Origin of the sequence: Acinetobacter sp. SH20PTE14 (assembly GCF_021391555.1) — a bacterium.
Classification (GTDB): Bacteria; Pseudomonadota; Gammaproteobacteria; order Pseudomonadales; family Moraxellaceae; genus Acinetobacter; species Acinetobacter amyesii.
On sequence record NZ_CP090067.1, the window covers coordinates 1310466 to 1330123 of the forward strand.

Annotated in this window: 19 protein-coding genes; 2 read left to right on the plus strand and 17 right to left on the minus strand. The window is 40.0% G+C overall.

Features of this window, described 5'->3' with window-relative positions; all coding sequences use genetic code 11:
• Positions 1–14 precede the first annotated feature (14 nt).
• Positions 15–749, plus strand: coding sequence for a proteasome-type protease (locus tag LXF01_RS06390; RefSeq protein ID WP_180130407.1), 735 nt, complete (start codon positions 15–17; stop codon positions 747–749).
• A gap of 94 nt (positions 750–843) precedes the next feature.
• On the opposite strand, the gene alr is transcribed toward LXF01_RS06390, so the two are convergent.
• The 12 genes from alr to ppsA form a co-directional block, all read right to left on the minus strand.
• Positions 844–1917, minus strand: coding sequence for an alanine racemase (alr, locus tag LXF01_RS06395; protein WP_233945226.1), 1074 nt, complete (start codon positions 1915–1917; stop codon positions 844–846).
• A 48-nt stretch (positions 1918–1965) separates the two neighbouring features.
• On the minus strand, positions 1966–3405 hold the full coding sequence (gene dnaB, locus LXF01_RS06400) for a replicative DNA helicase (protein ID WP_111884293.1): 1440 nt from the start codon (positions 3403–3405) through the stop codon (positions 1966–1968).
• A gap of 238 nt (positions 3406–3643) precedes the next feature.
• Positions 3644–4090 carry a 50S ribosomal protein L9 gene (gene rplI / locus LXF01_RS06405; RefSeq protein ID WP_078188585.1) on the minus strand — a complete coding sequence of 149 codons (447 nt, stop codon included), beginning with the start codon at positions 4088–4090 and terminating at the stop codon, positions 3644–3646.
• 9 nt (positions 4091–4099) lie between these two features.
• On the minus strand, positions 4100–4327 hold the full coding sequence (rpsR, locus tag LXF01_RS06410) for a 30S ribosomal protein S18 (RefSeq protein WP_004278792.1): 228 nt from the start codon (positions 4325–4327) through the stop codon (positions 4100–4102).
• Positions 4328–4339: 12 nt separating this feature from the next.
• Positions 4340–4726 (minus strand): 30S ribosomal protein S6, encoded by a 387-nt coding sequence (gene rpsF, locus LXF01_RS06415; protein ID WP_004696436.1) that lies wholly within the window; start codon positions 4724–4726, stop codon positions 4340–4342.
• Positions 4727–5243: 517 nt separating this feature from the next.
• Entirely contained in the window at positions 5244–6122 is an 879-nt protein-coding gene (gene cyoE / locus LXF01_RS06420; protein ID WP_180157109.1) for a heme o synthase, read from the minus strand.
• A gap of 10 nt (positions 6123–6132) precedes the next feature.
• Positions 6133–6459 (minus strand): cytochrome o ubiquinol oxidase subunit IV, encoded by a 327-nt coding sequence (locus LXF01_RS06425; protein ID WP_078188582.1) that lies wholly within the window; start codon positions 6457–6459, stop codon positions 6133–6135.
• On the minus strand, positions 6459–7079 hold the full coding sequence (gene cyoC, locus LXF01_RS06430) for a cytochrome o ubiquinol oxidase subunit III (RefSeq protein WP_078188581.1): 621 nt from the start codon (positions 7077–7079) through the stop codon (positions 6459–6461). Before cyoC ends, LXF01_RS06425 begins: the two co-directional genes overlap by 1 nt.
• A gap of 4 nt (positions 7080–7083) precedes the next feature.
• Positions 7084–9072 (minus strand): cytochrome o ubiquinol oxidase subunit I, encoded by a 1989-nt coding sequence (cyoB, locus tag LXF01_RS06435; RefSeq protein WP_078193968.1) that lies wholly within the window; start codon positions 9070–9072, stop codon positions 7084–7086.
• Between the two features lie 3 nt (positions 9073–9075).
• Entirely contained in the window at positions 9076–10143 is a 1068-nt protein-coding gene (gene cyoA / locus LXF01_RS06440) for a ubiquinol oxidase subunit II (protein ID WP_078193967.1), read from the minus strand.
• 300 nt (positions 10144–10443) lie between these two features.
• Positions 10444–11226: an RDD family protein gene (locus LXF01_RS06445; protein ID WP_078193966.1), complete on the minus strand. Its 783-nt coding sequence runs from the start codon at positions 11224–11226 to the stop codon at positions 10444–10446.
• A gap of 82 nt (positions 11227–11308) precedes the next feature.
• Positions 11309–13687 (minus strand): phosphoenolpyruvate synthase, encoded by a 2379-nt coding sequence (ppsA, locus tag LXF01_RS06450; RefSeq protein WP_111884281.1) that lies wholly within the window; start codon positions 13685–13687, stop codon positions 11309–11311.
• 153 nt (positions 13688–13840) lie between these two features.
• On the opposite strand from ppsA, the gene ppsR reads away from it, so the two are divergent.
• Positions 13841–14677, plus strand: a complete 837-nt coding sequence (gene ppsR, locus LXF01_RS06455) for a posphoenolpyruvate synthetase regulatory kinase/phosphorylase PpsR (RefSeq protein WP_078193964.1) — start codon at positions 13841–13843, stop codon at positions 14675–14677.
• Between the two features lie 1012 nt (positions 14678–15689).
• Here ppsR and LXF01_RS06460 read toward each other — a convergent pair.
• The 5 genes from LXF01_RS06460 to LXF01_RS06480 all read right to left on the minus strand — a co-directional run bounded on the left by LXF01_RS06460 (position 15690) and on the right by LXF01_RS06480 (position 19658).
• Positions 15690–16247: a flavoprotein gene (locus tag LXF01_RS06460; RefSeq protein WP_233945227.1), complete on the minus strand. Its 558-nt coding sequence runs from the start codon at positions 16245–16247 to the stop codon at positions 15690–15692.
• A gap of 264 nt (positions 16248–16511) precedes the next feature.
• The gene (gene yiaA, locus LXF01_RS06465; protein WP_233945228.1) at positions 16512–16988 is read right to left on the minus strand and encodes an inner membrane protein YiaA; all 477 of its coding nucleotides are present in this window, start codon (positions 16986–16988) and stop codon (positions 16512–16514) included.
• A gap of 233 nt (positions 16989–17221) precedes the next feature.
• A complete protein-coding gene (locus tag LXF01_RS06470; protein ID WP_233945229.1) occupies positions 17222–18229 on the minus strand; it encodes an LLM class flavin-dependent oxidoreductase in 1008 nt (335 codons plus the stop codon).
• 179 nt (positions 18230–18408) lie between these two features.
• Positions 18409–18936, minus strand: a complete 528-nt coding sequence (locus LXF01_RS06475) for a hypothetical protein (protein WP_168377731.1) — start codon at positions 18934–18936, stop codon at positions 18409–18411.
• Positions 18937–19229: 293 nt separating this feature from the next.
• Complete coding sequence (locus LXF01_RS06480) at positions 19230–19658, minus strand: glycine zipper domain-containing protein (protein WP_078193959.1); 429 nt, start codon at positions 19656–19658, stop codon at positions 19230–19232.

Genomic DNA, 19658 nt, shown 5'->3' on the forward strand with positions numbered 1-19658 from the left:
TTTGAGGGATAAAAATGACCTATTGTTGTGCATTACGATTAAAAGATGGCATGGTGTTTATCAGTGATACACGTACAAATGCAGGAGTTGACCATATTTCAGTTTTTCGTAAACTTTATACCTTTGGTGTTGCGGGTGAGCGATTTATTACCATCCAAACCTCTGGGAATTTAGCTACTACACAAGCGGTCATCGGGCATTTACAAAACAGACTAGAAGTCAAACAAGAGCCGAATCTATATAGTGTAAATACGATGTTTGAAGTGGCAGAACTGGTCGGACATACCTTAAAAAAAGTTATCTCTGATGTCACCTCAGATATTTTAGAACAAAGTAATTATTACTGTAGTTTATTAGTAGGTGGTCAAATTGGTAGCGCTGATATGCAGCTATATAATATCTATCCGCAAGGTAATTTTATATGTGCAACACCGGATACCCCATATTTTCAAATTGGTGAAAGTAAATATGGTAAGCCGATACTTGACCGAACTTTGCGTTACGATATGCCGCTCGATGAAGCAATGCGCTGCAGTTTAATTTCTTTTGATTCAACGATACGCTCAAATGTGTCTGTAGGTATGCCATTAGATGCTTTGGTTTATAAAAAAGACAGTTTAGAAATACCTACTGGTAAACGCATTTATGAAGAAGACCCATACTTCACCATGATCAGTAAAGGCTGGTCAGAAGCATTGCGTCAGGGCTTAATCGAATTGGCAAAACCAACAGCTGACTATTTTCAATGACGATTTGATCAAAGAATAGATCAATTTAAAAAGCGAATAAAAAAGCGAGATAAAAGAAAGCCCAGATTTGATCTGGGCTTTGTGATTTGGCTAATTAAGCTAATTTACGTACAGGGCGCGCACTCATACGGCATAATAATTCATAACCAATGGTTCCGTTCGCTTCTGCAACGTCATCAACCAGACGATCTTTACCCCAAAGCTCGACTTCTGTGCCTATGGGTGCATTTATACCAGTGATATCAATCGCAATCATATCCATGGCAACACGACCAATCACACGTGTTTTCTGTCCTTGAATAGATACATAGTTTTGTTTAGGGAAGGCACGTGGATAACCGTCGCCATAACCAATCGACACAATCGCAAGATTCATTTCTTGTTCTGCAACGAAAGTCGATCCATAACCCACAGATTCACCAGCTTGAATGGTATTTAAAGCAATCACTTCAGCGGTAAAGGTCATCACCGGTTTAAGATCTAATGCTTCTACAGAACGGTCTGCGAAAGGTGTCGCGCCATATAGCATGATGCCTGGACGAACAAAATCAAAATTCAGTTCTGGCCATTTGAAAATCGCTGCTGAGTTACAGCACGAACCCATGATTGGCGCACAAGCTTCTTTTACGTGTAAGAATTGTTCACGTTGTTGGTCATTTAGTGGATGATTTTCTGCGTCAGCATTGGCAAAATGCATAGCCAGTACGCAAGTAAAACCTTCCGCCTTTAATGCATTGATAACATCAATAATTTCAGGCACTTTAAAACCTAAACGGTTCATACCGCTGTTGAGTTTAACCCAAACTTTTAGACCTTGAGCGATATAGGCATCTTTATGCGCACGTAACCAATCTAGTTGTTGCTGATGATGCACCACACATTCAATTTTTTTATCGATGATAATTTGCATTTCATCATCTGAAAAAATCCCTTCAATGAGTGTAATTGGCTGTTCATAACCCAGTTCGCGTATTTCTAAGGCTTCTTCTAGGCAGGCAACACCAAAGGCATCACTGTCTTTTAAGGCTGCTAAGCAGTCTTTAACTCCATGTCCATAAGCATTGGCTTTTACCATGCTTACAATTTTAGCGGTTGGGGCAAGTTGTTTGACACGGTTTAAATTATATTGAAGTGCTTGTTGATCAATATAAACTGTAGCTTGGCGCACCCTAAATACTCCTACAGGGTCGATGAATTAATGGATGATAAAGAGTCTTTACTCTTCATCATCATACTGAGCATAAAACTCAGGGGAGAGGTTACTAAATTTGGTGTATTGACCTTCGAAGGCAAGACGCACAGTACCAATAGGACCGTTACGCTGTTTACCAATAATAATTTCTGCAGTACCTGCTTCTTTAGACTCTTTGTTATAAACCTCGTCGCGGTAAATAAACATGATCAAATCGGCATCCTGCTCGATCGCACCCGATTCACGTAAGTCGGACATCACGGGGCGTTTATTGGGACGGTTTTCCAGTGATCGGTTTAACTGTGATAGTGCAATAACAGGGCAATGCATTTCTTTAGCCAGTGCCTTTAAGCTTCGGGAAATTTCCGAGATCTCGCCTACACGGTTGTCGCCCATACCAGGTACTTTCATAAGCTGCAAATAATCGACCATGATACAGCCAAGTTTACCGCCGTGCATTTTGGCAATTCGGCGCGCACGGGCACGTACTTCAGTTGGAGGTAGTGCAGACGAGTCATCAATATACAAATTCTTTTCTTGGAGATGCACAATGGTGCTGGTCACTTTTGACCATTCATCAGCATCCATTTTACCTGCACGTAAATGCCCTTGGTGTACACGTCCGAACGAGGATATCAAACGCATGGCAATCGAGTCAGCGGGCATCTCCATAGAGTAAACTAGAGCGGGCAGGTTGTTATTAAATAGCACACTTTCAACCAAGTTCATGGCAAAAGTAGTTTTACCCATCGATGGACGGGCCGCCACAATAATCAAATCGCCTGCTTGCATACCTGAGGTTTTGTTATCAAGTTCAACAAATCCAGTAGTTAAACCCGTGATACTGCCTTCAGTTTGTGAAAGTTCATTCAACTTATCAAAAACACTAGCAACGACAGAGTTAATAGCTTTAGGGCCTTGTGCTTTGGCGTTATTGTTGTGTTGCTCGGCAATCGAGAAAATATTGGTTTCTGCCAGATCTAAAATTTCGCTGACCGTACGACCTTTGGTGTCATAGGCATTTTGTAAAATTTCTGAGCTGACTTTAATCATGCTGCGTAAAGTGGAAAACTCTTTAATTTTTGCAGCATACGTTTCAAGGTTATAGAAACTTGAAGGTGAATCTGACATGAGTTGCATCAGATATTCTTCGCCACCAGCAGCATCGAGCAAGTTTTGTTTAATCAGCCAATCATTGACCAAGACAGCATCATAAGGTGAGCTATCTTTTGATAGCTGGTCGATGGCACGGAAAATATATTTATGACGTGTCGCATAAAAATCAGCTTCAGTCAGTACATCACCCACTTGCTCAAAAGATTCTGCAACGGTCATCAGTGCAGCAAGCACGGCTTGTTCAATCGCAAGGTTATGGGGTGGGGTACGAAACTCTTTCAACGAACTTTGTTCTGTGGTTTTTGCTGTTGGCGTAGAGTTTGGCTTGATGGCATTCGCCTGTGACATAAAAATCCCTGATGCTGAAACCATTTAATGTGATGGAAATGGGTGCTAATTACAGTTTTTTCAACTCTTCATTGAACTGAAATGATAGGCGTTTTCTACAGAAATGCGAACAAGTATTTCCGATTAATTCGTCATACATTGAATTGAATGAAGAGTTAAAAATATAAAAAAGTTGGAGCACTATTTTTTACAGATAAAAAAAGAGCATGCGTAAGCATGCTCTTTTCTTTGCAAGAAATTACTCAGCTACGATAGTAACTAGAACTTCTGCAACAACATCATGATGCAATTGGATTGCGATGTTGAATTCACCAGTGTTGCGAAGCGCACCATTTGGTAAACGAACTTCTGCGCGGTCTACAACAAGACCAGCATTAGTTAACGCGTCAGCGATGTCACGAGTACCGATAGAACCGAATAGTTTACCTTCGTCACCAGCTTTAGCAGTGATTACGATGTTAACTTCGTTCAATTGGTCAGCACGTGCTTGAGCAGCAGCTAATACTTCAGCTTCTTGTTTCTCAAGTTCAGCACGACGAGCTTCAAATGCAGCAGTGTTAGCTTCAGTAGCAGCAACTGCTTTACCTTGAGGGATAAGGAAGTTACGGCCGTAACCAGCTTTAACTGAAACTTTATCGCCTAATTTACCAAGGTTTTTAATGCGTTGTAATAAGATAATATCCACAGCTCAACCTCACTTATGATTGTCAGTGTAAGGGATCAAAGACAAGTAGCGAGCTTGTTTAATAGCTAGCGCTAATTGACGTTGGTAACGAGCTTTAGTACCTGTAATACGGCTAGGAACAATCTTGCCGTTTTCAGTGATGTACTGTTTTAAAGTGTCGATATCTTTGTAGTCGATGTACGTAACGTTCTCAGCTGTAAAGCGGCAGAACTTGCGACGACGGTAAAAACGTGCCATGTTATGTTCTCCTTATGCTTCAGCAGAGTCTTGAGCTTGTTGTGCTTCTTCACGTTGAGCTTTACGCGCACGTTTTTCTTCAGCACTCTTAGCCAATAGTGACTCTTCAGTGATAGCGTTTTCACGACGGATGATAAGGCTACGAATGATTGCATCGTTGTAACGGAACAATTCTTCTAGCTCATCAAGAGTAGTTTGACCACACTCAACATTCATAAGAATGTAGTGAGCTTTGTGGATCTTGTTGATTGGGTAAGCCAATTGACGACGACCCCAGTCTTCAAGACGGTGGATTTGACCTTCAGCTTCTTTGATGTGAGTTAGGTAACGTTCTACCATACCCACAACTTGATCGCTTTGGTCTGGATGTACCAATAGTACGATTTCGTAGTGACGCATTGTCAGCTCCTTACGGTTTAGGCAGCCCCAATCATTAATTGATTGAAGCAAGGAGTCACAACCAAAGTTGTGTCGCAAAGTTTGCGAAGCGTGAATTTTAGAGCGTTTAGGTTTGAAATACAAGGCATACACCTAAAAAGGCTTAATTATTTTGTGGTTTAATGACTATATTGAATACACAGCTAGAATCGGATGCAGATTGTAAAATAGGAGATATGTTTTCAATTGCGGGGAGCTTATCTTGTATTTGATGAGTTACGATCATATAGACGTTGTAATGATATAAATTTGATTTAAATTAAAGATCTTTTGTCATATTTGATTGTAGATATCGCTTTGAATGCTAATACGAATATGAAATATTTTTGTACTTGTCTGAAATCTATTGTACATGGGTAGATATTGGGAGAATCAGCGTTAAAACAGTTTTAGTGTGTATAGTAGTATTTCGATTTAAATTTTTGCTTTGCATTGAAGATGTATAGAAATAAAAAAGATAGAGTAAAACTCTATCTTTTTAAAAAAATACAATTGGCTTTAGAGGGGCAGTGGAAGTGAAACTAAAAATTAAACTAATCACTGTGATCAATTTGACCGAAAACATGAAATATTGTTTTGCCCAAATTTGATCATCTTCAGCTTTGAATCCTTGAATGGTCAGATAAATCCAATACAGACTTAAGGCATTCAGGACAATCATATAAATCCAATTTGCATAACCAAAAAAGAATAAACCATTCATGGTCATGCAGAACAAAAACACATAAACCAAAGACTCAACTTTGGTACGGTGAATTGAACGAGCTACAGGTAAAATTGGAATACCTGCATTTTTGTAGTCATCAAATCGGTAAACTGCAATTCCCCAAGAATGAGGCATTTGCCAAAATGCATAACCAATAAAAATCAGTAATGCACCTAAATCAAACTGGTTTGCAACAGCCGTATACCCGATTACAGGTGGCGCTGCGCCAGAAAGACTGCCGATAATGGTTTGATGGATTGTTGTTCGTTTTGTCCATAAGCTATAAAAACCAACGTATACGACAAAACCAATAACAGCAAAAAGAAAAGCGTAAGCATTTACCCAGAACCATAAAATGCTAAAACCAATTACACCTAAAACTAAAGCAAAAACTAAAGCAACAGGAATCGAAATTGATTTTTTTACCATCGCACGATTTTGTGTGCGTTGCATTTTTGAGTCGATGTCTTGGTCAATAACGTTATTGATTACACATCCAGAAGCGACCACAAAGAGGGTGCCTAAGAGGGTAAGAAGCAACAGAAGGAAATCTACAGAACCTTGGGCAGCTACAAAGTAGCCACCCAAAGCGGTAACAAAGTTACCAAAGAGAATTCCTGGTTTAGTCAGGAATAAATACTTTTTCAGCATGACGACCAGTTTAGATCATCATGTTGAAGTGAAGGTAGTTCATAATCCACACAGAACCTACTAAAAGGATAGCAATTGTGAGGATTGTATAAACAAATGCAATCACGTTCCAGCGTTGCTCTGAAGAAGAGTTCATATGCAGGAAGTAAACTAACTGAATAAGAACCTGAGCAACCGCAGTAATCGCGATTACGGCAACCAATAGACCGCGGCTAAAACCACCTGCCATTACCATACCGAATGGAATTACGGTAAGTAGAACAGAAAGGATAAATCCGATTGTATATTGTTTAACGTTACCGTGAGCTGCACCAGCAGAGTTATGATCGTGACTCATTAGATAACTCCCATCAAGTAAACAACGCTGAATACGCAGATCCAAACGATGTCAAGGAAGTGCCAGAACAAGCTTAGGCAAGCAAGACGACGAGTGTTTGGAAGTGTCAAACCATATTTCTTGATTTGGAACATCAACACAAGCATCCATACCAAACCAGAAGTTACGTGAATACCGTGCGTACCAACTAAAGTAAAGAACGCAGATAAGAACGCACTTGTGCTTGGGCCATGACCAGCATGAACTAAATGATTGAACTCATAAAGCTCCATGCCAATGAAGGCTGCACCAAATACCCAAGTAACTGCTAACCAAGTTAAAACTTGACCAACATTTTTCTTGTATGCTGCAAGAACAGCAAAACCAAAAGTTACAGAAGAGATAAGAAGGGCGAAAGTTTCAGTTAAAACGAAACCTAAAGATTCACCAAACAGCTCTTGTGCACTTGGCGTACCCACTGGAACGTGGCTACTTAATACAGCGAACGCGATGAAGAGTGTCCCGAAAAGAACCAAGTCACTCATCAAGTAAGTCCAGAAACCAAAGACAGTGATGTCAGTATCATCGTGATGATGATGTTCGTCATGTCCGTGGTTGTCGTGATGAAGTACTTCAGCCATTGTCTTAGTCCTTCTTCAAATGTTTTTCAAGAAGCGCGTAGCGTTCATTTTCAATACGTTCAACTTCTGCAGCTGGAACATAGTAGTCCACTTTCTTAGTGAAAGAAGAAACGATGAAGCTGATAATTGAAGCAATGAAAGTTACAACGACTAACCACCAGATATGCCAGATTAATGCGAAGCCCATAACTGTAATAAACATTGCAATTACGAAACCTGCCGCACGGTTTGTAGGCATATGGATGTCTTCGTATGTAGTTGGCTTAGCGTAAGCAACACCATTTTCTTTGTCAGTCCAGAAAGTATCAATACCATTGATCTTTGGAAGATAAGCAAAGTTATAGAATGGTGAAGGAGATGAAGTAGCCCACTCAAGAGTACGACCATCCCAGATATCGCCAGTAACGTCCATGTTGTCTTTGCGTTGAAGGAAACCAACAACGATTTGCATAACAAAACAGAAGATACCGATAGCAACCAATACAGAACCAAATAAAGCGATCGCTAAGTATGGATCCCATTCAGGGTTGTCATATGTATTCAAACGACGAGTCATACCCATGAAACCAAGGATATAAAGTGGCATGAATGCAAAGTAGAAACCGAAGAACCAGAACCAGAACGCTGCTTTACCCCAAGTTTCATTCAATTTCCAACCAAACATTTTTGGCCAGTAGAAAATGATACCCGCGAACATCGCGAACACTACACCACCAATAATTACGTTATGGAAGTGAGCGATAAGGAATAAAGAGTTGTGTACTAAGAAGTCCGCTGGTGGAACTGCCATTAATACGCCTGTTAAACCACCAATACCGAAAGTCACAAGGAAGCCAAGTGTCCAAAGCATTGGAGTTGTATAGGTGATGCGGCCCTTGTACATGGTGAATAACCAAGAGAAGATTTTCACACCAGTAGGGATCGCAATGATCATGGTCATGATACCGAAGAACGCGTTAACGTTGGCACCAGCACCCATTGTAAAGAAGTGGTGAACCCATACAACTAGTGAAAGAACACCAATTGCTACAGTTGCGTACACCATAGATTTGTAGCCGAACAACGCTTTGCGTGAGAACACAGCAGTAACTTCTGAGTAAATACCAAAAGCTGGTAATACCAAGATGTAAACTTCCGGGTGACCCCAAGTCCAAATCAAGTTTACATACAACATTGGGCTACCACCCATGTCATTTGTAAAGAAATGGAAGCCGAAGTAACGGTCAAGTGAAAGCATTGCAATAGTCGCAGTCAAAACTGGGAATGTTGCAACGATAAGCACTACAGTAACTAATGCAGTCCAAGTGAAAATAGGCATGTCCATAAGTTTCATGCCAGGCGCACGCATTTTGATGATGGTAACGAAGAAGTTAACACCAGTAAGAAGCGTACCTAGACCAGAAACCTGAAGTGCCCAGATATAGTAGTCTACACCTACACCTGGAGAGTATTCGATGCCAGAAAGTGGAGGGTAAGCCATCCAACCTGTTGCAGCGAATTCACCAATTGCAAGAGAAGCCATCATCAAGCCCGCAGCGCCGGCGAATAACCAGAAGCTAAGAGAGTTTAATAATGGGAATGCTACGTCACGTGCACCAATTTGAAGTGGTACAGCAACGTTCATTAAACCAACAACTAGACCCATTGCTACGAAGAAGATCATGATTACGCCATGGGCAGTAAAGATCTGGTCATAGTGTTCTGGGTGTAAGTAACCTTCACCGCCACCTTTTGCAAGGAACAGTTGAAGACGCATCATAATCGCATCGGCAAAACCACGCACAAGCATGACAATTGACACGAGGATATACATGATACCAATTTTTTTATGGTCTACAGATGTGAACCATTCGTTCCACAAGTAGCCCCATTTTTTAAAGTAGGTGATACCAGCAACAATTGCGATACCGCCAAGGATCATCATTGCAACAGTAACCAACACGATTGGGTCGTGTGGAATTGCATCTGGTCCTAACTTACCTAATAAGCTCATGTCTTATTCCCCTGCAACAGTCGCATGTTCAACGCCTGCATGAGCTTCAGAAGCAGCAGCTTCGTGTCCAACAGTAGCTGTATGATCAGCACCATGGTAGTTGCTCATGTATTTGTTAATCACTGATTCGAACAATTTAGGTTCAACTGAAGAATAGTAAGTCACTGGGTGTGGCTTAGTAGGGTAAGGCTTCATTGCTTCAGCTAGAGCCTTCTCTTCAGGAGTAGTTGCTTTGGCAACTAAAACTTCGATCTGGTGTTTAGAACGGTTGCCGTCACGTAAGGTTGCAAATTCAGCTTGGTCTAAAACAGTTTTTTGAACCGCTTCAGGATTAACTGAAGAACCATTACCAGCTTTAACAGCAGAAACCCATTCAGCAAACTGAGCATCAGTCACAGCATGTGCACGGAAGCGCATTTGTGAGAAGCCATAACCTGAATAGTTAGAAGAGAAACCACGGAAGCCTTCAGCAGGACTAGTTTCATCAGCTAATAAGTTCAAGTGAGTTTGCATACCTGCCATAGCATAAATCTGACCACCTAACGCCGGAATGAAAAATGAGTTCATTGTGAAGTTAGATGTTAAACGAAGGCTTACAGGAGTTTTCTCAGGGAAGCGGATCTCGTTTACAGTCGCGATGCCTTGTTCAGGGTAGATGAAGATCCATTTAAATTGTTCAGCAATAACTTGAACAGTTAAAGGAGCTTTATCTGACTCGAGTGGACGGTAAGGGTCATACTTGTGGGAACCCCACCAAGTTAACCAAGCTAAAATAGCGATAATAATTACGGGAATACCCCAAACTACAACTTCAATTGCAGTCGAGTGTGCCCAAGTAGGTGCATAGTCTGCATCTTTATTTGACGCGCGATATTTCCAACCAAACCAAAGAGCCATAAGTGCTGATGGAATAACTACCAACAACATTAGGTAGATCGCAGTAAGCATGAGGTTTGACTGACCTTCAGCAACTGGACCTTTTGAGTTTAGAAGTACCATATCACCACCACACCCAGTTAAGAGTGCAGCGATCGCAGATAAAGACAATACAGCTAAAATTGTTTGTCTCATTTTACAACCTCGGTGAAGAGTCCCATTCCCTAATTTTTAAAATTGGGATAGCGAATAAAGTGTCGCATGATTGTGATTTTTCAGATATGAAAAAAGTTCACAATGATGTGACACCGCTACGTTGTAGGGCATTATGCCTGATATCGGCAAACTAAGCTATACATAAAGAGGCTTTAAATGACTGTATTAAAACCCTATTTTGTTGGTCGGGATTGTGTTTTTTTTATCTGAATTTTATTTTAATTTCAATGTAATGCACAAAAAAGGGATGAGAAATTCATCCCTCAATAAAAGTGAAAGTTATTGGTTTATTACCTTGGTTTTTGCTAACTTGTCATGCAAAGTTTGACGCTTTTTGCCGAAAATAAAAACGGAATCAATGATTGCGCTTAAAGGCATCGATAAAAAGTTCAGAAAAATAAATAAAACACTACGTAAAGTGAAGCCACGCATGAGGTTTACAGGTTGGCTGGTTTCGGCATCTACGATTTTAATTTTGGTGATTTTTTTACCAATACTTTGACCAGATTTAGCAATCAAATACGCTTGAATGAAAAGCATAATGAAGAGGTAAGCAAACATTGCAATCCAAGCTTGGTTGGGAAACATCTCAACCATTTGTGTTTGTAGTGCTTGTAAAACATTAGGGTCAGCATTTGGGGTCATCACAGCTTGCATAAACTGTTCATTTAGATTGGCAAATTGTGTCTTTTCACTTGGATTAAAAAATGCCGTTAAGATAAAAGTTGCCGGTATCCAAAGCAGTAAATCAACGATCTTAGCCAAAACACGTTTAGGAATACTTGCTAGGCTAGTTTGCAATTGTACAGCCTGAGGTTGTGTGTAGGTATTTGATGGCGTAGTTGTAGTTTGATTTGATTCGAATGCTGTCGGTGCTATATAACCTGCAGGCATATAAACCAACTGACCTTGAGTGAGTTCACCTAAAGCTTTCCATTCGGTCATACCTTGGTGCCAAACCAAGTCCGTGAGTAACACTTGTTGGCTCGCGAGCATTTGGTTAAGTTGTTCTAAGGTATAGGGACCAGCTTGTTGGTTATTTCGTGCCAAGTAAATCTGCATAAAACTAAAATCTCAAAAAACGTCTGTAAAAGTATAAATAAAAAAAAAGACCCACATGTGGGTCTTTTTTTAACACAGTTTATTAAGCTTGTTGAGCTTTTTCTTCAGAAAGGAAGAACCAAGTGTCTAATACTGAGTCTGGGTTAAGCGAAACAGACTCAATGCCTTGTTCCATTAACCATTTAGCTAGGTCAGGGTGATCTGAAGGGCCTTGACCACAAATACCTACGTATTTGCCAGCTTTACGACAAGCATGGATTGCCATAGAAAGAAGTGCTTTAACGGCTGGATCACGTTCATCAAATAGGTGAGAAACGATACCAGAGTCACGGTCTAGACCGAGTGTTAACTGAGTTAAGTCGTTAGAACCGATAGAGAAACCGTCGAAGTGTTCAAGGAACTGTTCAGCTAATAATGCGTTAGTTGGAAGTTCACACATCATGATCACTTTAAGACCGTTTTCACCACGTTTAAGACCGTTAAGCGCTAACAATTCAATAACACGTTTCGCTTCAGCAACAGTACGTACGAAAGGAATCATGATTTGAATGTTAGTTAAGCCCATTTCGTCACGTGCTTTTTTCAGTGCACGGCATTCAAGTTCGAAGCAGTCACGGAAATTGTCAGACACATAACGGCTTGCACCACGGAAGCCAAGCATTGGGTTTTCTTCTTCAGGTTCGTATAACTTACCACCGATTAAGTTTGCATATTCGTTTGACTTAAAGTCAGACATACGAACAATCACTGGTTTGTCTGCAAACGCTGCAGCAAGTGTAGAAATACCTTCAACTAGTTTTTCAACATAGAATTCGATAGGAGATGCATAACCCGCAGTACGTGACATTACAGCAGCACGAGTTTCGCGTGGTAGGCTGTCAATATTAAGCAATGCTTTAGGATGTACGCCGATCATACGGTTGATGATGAACTCAAGACGAGCAAGACCAACACCTTCGTTAGGAATTTGAGCAAAGTCAAATGCGCGGTCAGGGTTACCTACGTTCATCATAATTTTGAACGGAAGTTTAGGCATAGATTCGATAGAATTACGTTGGATTTCAAAGTCCAAAGCACCTTCGTAAATAAAGCCTGTGTCACCTTCAGCACAAGAAACAGTCACTTCTTGACCGTCAGTCAATACTTCAGTCGCATTACCACAACCTACGATTGCAGGAACACCAAGCTCACGTGCAATAATCGCAGCGTGACAAGTACGGCCACCACGGTTAGTGACAATCGCAGCTGCACGTTTCATTACTGGTTCCCAATCTGGGTCAGTCATGTCAGATACAAGTACGTCGCCGTCTTGAACTTTGTCCATTTCTTTGATCGAAGTCACGATACGAACGCGACCAGAACCAATACGTTGACCGATTGAACGACCTTCACAAATAACATTACCTTTTTGTTTAAGCAGGTAACGCTCCATTGTGCCCACGTTTTGGCGGCTCTTCACAGTTTCAGGACGTGCTTGAACGATATAGATTTGGCCATCATCGCCATCTTTCGCCCATTCGATGTCCATTGCTGAACCGTAATGGTTTTCAATGATCAATGCTTGTTTAGCAAGTTCTTGAAGTTCGTGGTCATTTAAAGCGAATTGTTGACGATCTGCTTTTTCAACGTCTACAACAACCACTGATTTACCAGCAGCGCCTTCTTCACCATAAATCATTTTTTGGTGTTTAGAACCAAGGTTACGACGTAATACAGCGTGTTTGCCTGCATTTAAAAGTGGTTTAGATACATAGAATTCGTCAGGGTTTACAGCACCTTGTACAACCATTTCACCTAAGCCATAAGAAGCTGTGATGAAAACTGCGTCGCGGAAACCAGATTCTGTATCTAGTGTAAACATTACACCAGCTGCACCTGTTTCAGAGCGAACCATGCGTTGAACACCTGCAGATAACGCAACGACGTCATGTGCGAAGTTTTGGTGTACACGGTAAGAAATTGCGCGGTCGTTATAAAGTGAAGCAAATACTTCTTTAATCGCAATAAGGACGTTGTCGATACCACGGATGTTCAAGAAAGTTTCTTGTTGGCCAGCAAATGAAGCATCTGGTAAGTCTTCTGCTGTTGCAGATGAGCGAACGGCAACCGCGATATCAGGGTTGCCGTTTGAAAGAGCTGTGAAAGCCTCACGAATTTCTGTTTCAAGTTCAGCTGTAAGCGGAGTGTCTACAATCCATTGACGGATTTTTGCACCAGTTTCAGCAAGTGCATTTACATCGTCAACATTGAGTGCAGCAAGTTCAGCGTTAATTTTAGCGTTTAGGCCACTTTGCTCGAGGAATTCACGATATGCTTGAGCTGTAGTAGCAAAACCACCAGGAACAGATACACCAGCATTTGCTAGATGGCTGATCATTTCACCTAATGATGAGTTTTTACCACCCACGAGTTCTACGTCGTGTTTCCCTAATTTTTCTAGACCAATTACGCGCGCTTCCAAAGTTGTTACTCCACTTTTGCAGTATTAATCACTATCTTGGCATGAAATTATAACAAATTACTTAGCATTCTAAATTTACTAAGTGACAGTCATGTAAGATGGTTTACTATAAAGATTATATAGCACTAAGACAAATTTTGGAGGAGAATTTTAATGTCAGAAGGTAAACAGATTCAGCGTAGTGTTTTTTTTGTTTCGGATGGTACCGCGATTACCGCAGAAACCCTTGGACACTCACTGTTAGCCCAGTTCCCTCATGTAGATTTTGACATTCATATTATTCCATATATTACCTCTGAAGAAGCTGCTACAAATGTGGTTGCAGAGATCAATCTTAGAGCGCAGCAAGACGGTCAAAAGCCTTTGGTGTTTGATACCCTTGTAGACCCGTATGTACGTGACATTATTAATACTGCAAATGCGATAAATCTTGATGTTTTTGAAGGGCTTATTAGTAAATTGTCTGACGAGTTAGGCACTGCACCTACGACTTTAGTCGGTCAGACCCATGCAGTAACAGATTCTGAGTCTTATAAAGCACGTATTGATGCGGTGCATTTTGCTTTAGATAACGATGATGGGGCACGTACTCGTCATTATGATAAAGCTGATTTGATTTTAATCGGGGTATCACGTTCGGGTAAAACACCAACTTCCATCTACCTCTCTTTGCAATTTGGTATTCGTGTAGCGAACTATCCTTTGACAGAAGAAGATTTGGATGACAACCGTTTACCTGCAGTTTTACGTGAGCATAAACATAAGTTGTTTGGCTTGATGATTGATGCAGAGCGCCTTGTAGCAATTCGTTCAGAGCGTAAGGCCAATAGTCGTTATGCAAGTTTTAGTCAGTGCCAAATGGAACTACGTGCGATTGAAGGTATTTATATTTCTGAGGGAATCAAATACTTAAACGTGTCTGAAATGTCGATTGAAGAAATTTCAACACGTGTTTTACAAATGACCGGACTGAAGCGTCGCATTGGTTAAGTGTAAATTGAGCCACTTTGGTGGCTCTTCTGATGATAATAAATTACTGTATAAATTATATAAAAATAGTATTAATTTCTGGTTTGTCATACTTTTAATGAATGATAAATATTTAAGATATTGATGAAAATTTTCCTCAATATTTAGACTTAAATTTTAAGCAATTTTTGCATTCATTTGTGTACCAGTTCGATGAATTTCTTTGGCTGAAAATTTATAAAATATGGCCAAATTGACAGCACAAATCTTTTATAAAAATCCGTGTTTTGCTGTATTTTTATCTATGAATTAAGCCTGAATAATCCACTTGATATGAGTTGTATAAATACAAGATTTAGCTAATATGGTTTAATATTTAATCAATTTTTCAAAAATACTGATTTAAATGCTAAAAAAATAGGCAGAAAATAGAATAAAAAATAATCAAACAGTTGCTTTTGGATACTAAATATAAAGAAATGGCACCATTTATTTAATTGATGTGGGTGAAAAATAGTCAAATTAATAACATTCAGGCTCTAAACTCCGATATAAATTGATATTTAAACTGGATTTCAATCTGTTATTTTCCTATTAAATATAGATAACAATATAGGTAAATATCGGTTGAACATAAGCATCAATATAAATTTTTCAACTTACAGTTAAGGAGTAAATAGAGCTGTGTAAAAAAATAAGCACTGAAAAAATTATTGGTTTGAAATAAAGTTTTCATGAAGAATTGATCATAACTATTCAAAATTGCACGTCTATAAACTCGCTGTAGCTGCTGGTGCAGGTCGGAAACATGATTTAAGTCTGAGAGCTGAAAAAGCATGTAGCACGATTAAAGCTATTTTCATTTATGGATTTTTAAGAATCCTTAGCCTTTTCGAATGAAAGTATCCAATATAGTAGGGGAGCAACCAAAAGCCGCCAGAGATGGCTTTTGGTGTTGTGAGTTTTGATCAATCGGATAAATTATAGTAAATGTTATGTGAAAATCATTTCATTGTAATTACTTTTCTTTAGGCTAGTTAGATTCGCTGCGCACAATGACATCACACTCAAACGTATGCTCATCTAAAGCCGTGATTGAATTACTCTGAATTTTTGCAATTGGCCAAGTATTTAAGATGCAGTTTGGCTGCTGTAATGCTGCATAATAATGATCAGATTTTAGGAAGGTTTTGTTCTGAATTGCGGTATTTGGACTGAGTAAATGTCTTAACCAATGGTTCGGCACTTGATCTTCTAAAAAGCGAATCGCCAAAATACTCTTAATACGATTGCTAAATAAACGTCGATTTTTTGCAATCAGTGGGTGCTGAATTAATTTATTCAGTAGACGTTCGGTGCGTGGTAAGACAAATTGCGGTTTGATTTGATAGACCATGATGTTATCTGCAACCTGACATAGATGGTGCAATTCAGAGACCACATGCTGATCTATCCCAATAATTGCGATTTTTTGCTTCTTAAAGTCATAATCTTTGATCTGTTCTGAACTGATGATCGTTCCACGAAAGTGTTCAAAATCCTCTAGATGATTATTAAAAATATGGTGGGTTGCATCCTGCTTGTTGGCCATATTTATTCCTTGTCTTTTGTTTTTTTAGTTGAGTCTTAGATAAGAATATATTCTGTGATGGGCCACTTGGCGTAAAGCGTTATTTCAGTCTGAAGAGTCATGCAATTTGTCTAGAATTGATTTGCTTGGCCCTTGTCATTGGTAAATTTCTAGGAGTGAGCTAATTTTTTTCTGCATTGAAGTTTATGAATTGCTCAAGTAGGTCGAAAAAAACAATAAGCGACCTGCATGAACAGCTTTTGAGAACTATGGATGTGGCGAATTTTAAACTGGTTCATCATTTTGTGAGCTATAGTCAAGCTGACTCGGGGTTGAATGCTTAAATTCGGGTTGGTCGGTATGTGTACGTAAATAGTCCATATCACGAATATTTTTTTGTACAGCAACTGCACCAAACAGACTCATTAGGAAAGCCATCATGTAAAAACCTTTTTCACTTAATGCCAGTTCAGCATTCCATAGACCAATGGCAAGAAGTACGAGGCAAATAATGACGGATGCCCAGCACAGTCCAAAGTAGATTGCAGTGACATGCATTCCTTCTAAACGGTCACGAATGATTTTTTGTAGTGAAACCGATGAAAATAATCCATAAAGCAATAAAATGAGATAAAAGCCTTTTTCATTCAACATCATATTTGCATTGAATAAACCTATGCAAAACACCACAGCGCCTAAGATCAGTGCACACCAACTTGCTGCGATAAATGCGGGTGTGGGTTTATTAATATATTGGCTCATCTGCTTATTTTTCTCTTTGTTTTGCTTATGTTTAATATTTATACAGCAATAAAAATGAGTAAAGCAATTATTTCGTTGAGGCAATGATGGTTTTTAAGTACAGGTTTGGTCGTTGTTAGCCGAAACCATATTATCTGTTGACTGCTATCCGTCTAAAGAGCCACAAAAAATGTAGTCACAATTCTACCTTTAGACGGATTAAACGCTTGGATTAGATCATTAAGTTGAGAGTCTTAAGCCAGATCATTTTTGATTTGCATTAAACGTTCGAAGTTTTCAATGCGCTTATCGGTATCGTAAATGTCGCAGGTGAAAATAAATTCATCAACGTCATATTTGGTGAGTAGGTTTTCTAAACCTGCTCGAACGGTTGCATTTGAACCGACTTGTCCCATAGCGTAGAAATTATCAACAGACATCTTCTCTGCAGCAGACCATAAGCCTTGCATACTGTCGACTGGAGCTTTGAGTTTTAAACTTTGACCACGCATTAAACCTAAAACGCGTTGATAAGCACTCGTTGCCAGATATTCTGCTTCTTCATCAGTTTCAGCAACAACCGTTGGTACGCCCATAGACACATAAGGTTGATCTAAATATTCGGATGCTTGGAAATTTTCACGATAGAGCTGAATTGCTTGTCCAAGCATGCGTGGTGCGAAATGTGAAGCAAAAGAATAGGGTAAACCTAAACGTGCAGCGAGTTGTGCACTGAATAGACTTGAACCTAAAAGCCATACAGGAACATGTGTATTTTGTCCCGGTGTAGCAATGATGCGCTGCTGTGGCTCAGGTGCTTTAAAGTATTGCAATATCTCAAGGACATCTTGTGGAAATTGATCTTCGGTTTCCTGACGGCCACGGCGTAAAGCGCGCATGGTGGTTTGGTCGGTACCTGGTGCCCGACCTAAGCCGAGTTCAATGCGGCCAGGATATAGCGTTTCAAGCGTGCCAAATTGTTCAGCGACAACCAACGGCGCATGGTTAGGCAACATAATCCCGCCTGAACCGAGCTTGATAGATTGTGTATTTGCTAAGAGATAACCGAGTAAAACCGCAGTTGCAGAACTTGCGATGCCATCCATATTGTGGTGTTCGGCTAACCATAGACGCTCATAGCCAAGTTGTTCTGCTTTCTGTGTTAACTGGAGTGCATGTTTGAGTGAAAATTCGATGGTTTTATCATCTCGAACAGGTGCGAGTTCAAGTATTGAAAATTTTGTATCGGTTAGAGTACGCATGTTTTCTCTCAGAGATCTTTATATCGAAATAATACGATATAAAAAGCTGAATGTATATCGAATAAGTTCGATATAGTTGTGGGGCGGTGTAAAAAGACAACTTTAGATATATCTAAACTTTTTTTATATACAAAAAAAGCACCCGAAGGTGCTGATTTTTTTCCATTGAAATATATCGATTAACGTTTACCGTTTTTGTACCAACCTAAGTGACGACCATTGTCTCCACGGTAGCCTCGGTCGTTGTAGCTATAATTATTGGTACGATAGCCACGGTTGTTATAACGACGGTCATAGCGATCATCATAACGACCATTGTAGCGGTCATCATAGCGACGGTCTTCAGACACTTTTTTACCTAGTGCAGAACCACCAGCTGAACCAAGTGCAGCACCGATATAACCACCGTTTGTGCCGCCCATGTTTTTACCTACGGTATAACCACCTGCGCCACCAAGTGCACCACCGATGATGGCACCATTACGGTCACGTTTGTTTGCCGATGCTGCTGCACCTGCACCGCCACCAATTGCTGAACCAATCATTGCGCCAGTTTGGCCGCCAACTTGGTTACCGATTGCTGCACCAACAACACCACCTAAAGCAGATGTTAATGCAGTATTGGTGCTATTACCTGCATGTGTTGCAGTCATAGTAAGTGCTGAAGCGGCAATTGCTGCACTGAATAGAATTTTATTAATTTTCATTTTTAAACTCCTTACGAAGCATGATGTTTATCTGTTGATATCAATATATGAAAACACATAGCGAATATTTGGAGCGTGATGTGAAATAAAATACGTGTTCCGTTGCTGCAATGTAAATTTTGCACTTTATTTCTACATGATTGATTACATGGATAGAGAGAAGGCAAATCTGCATATGTATGAAGTGCAATAAATTAAGTTGTACTTATCATTTGAAAAATGGCGATACATAAAAAAAGCACCCGAAGGTGCTCTTTTCACTATCCAATAAGTTTGGACTCACTAATTTAAAATTAGTGACGACGGCGGTAACGTTTTTTGTATTTACGTTCTTGGTGTTTGTCGTAAGCTTTATCTTTAGAAATTTTGTTACCTAAAGCAGCACCACCAGCAGCACCTAGTGCAGAACCGATGTAACCACCGTTTGTACCGCCCATGCTTTTACCAACGGTATAACCTGTACCGCCACCTAAAGCACCGCCGATTGCAGATTCTGTACGGTTACGTTTATTACTTGCTACCGCAGCACCACCAGCACCACCAAGAGCAGCACCAATTGTAGCGCCGGTATTACCGCCCATGTTTTTACCAATTGCAGTACCTGCAACACTACCTAATGCACTAGCTGCAGCAACGCGTGTTGTACTATCTGCATTTGCAGACACAGTGAACATAGAAGCAGTTGCTAGAGTGGCTGTCATTAAAAGAGTATTCAGTTTCAT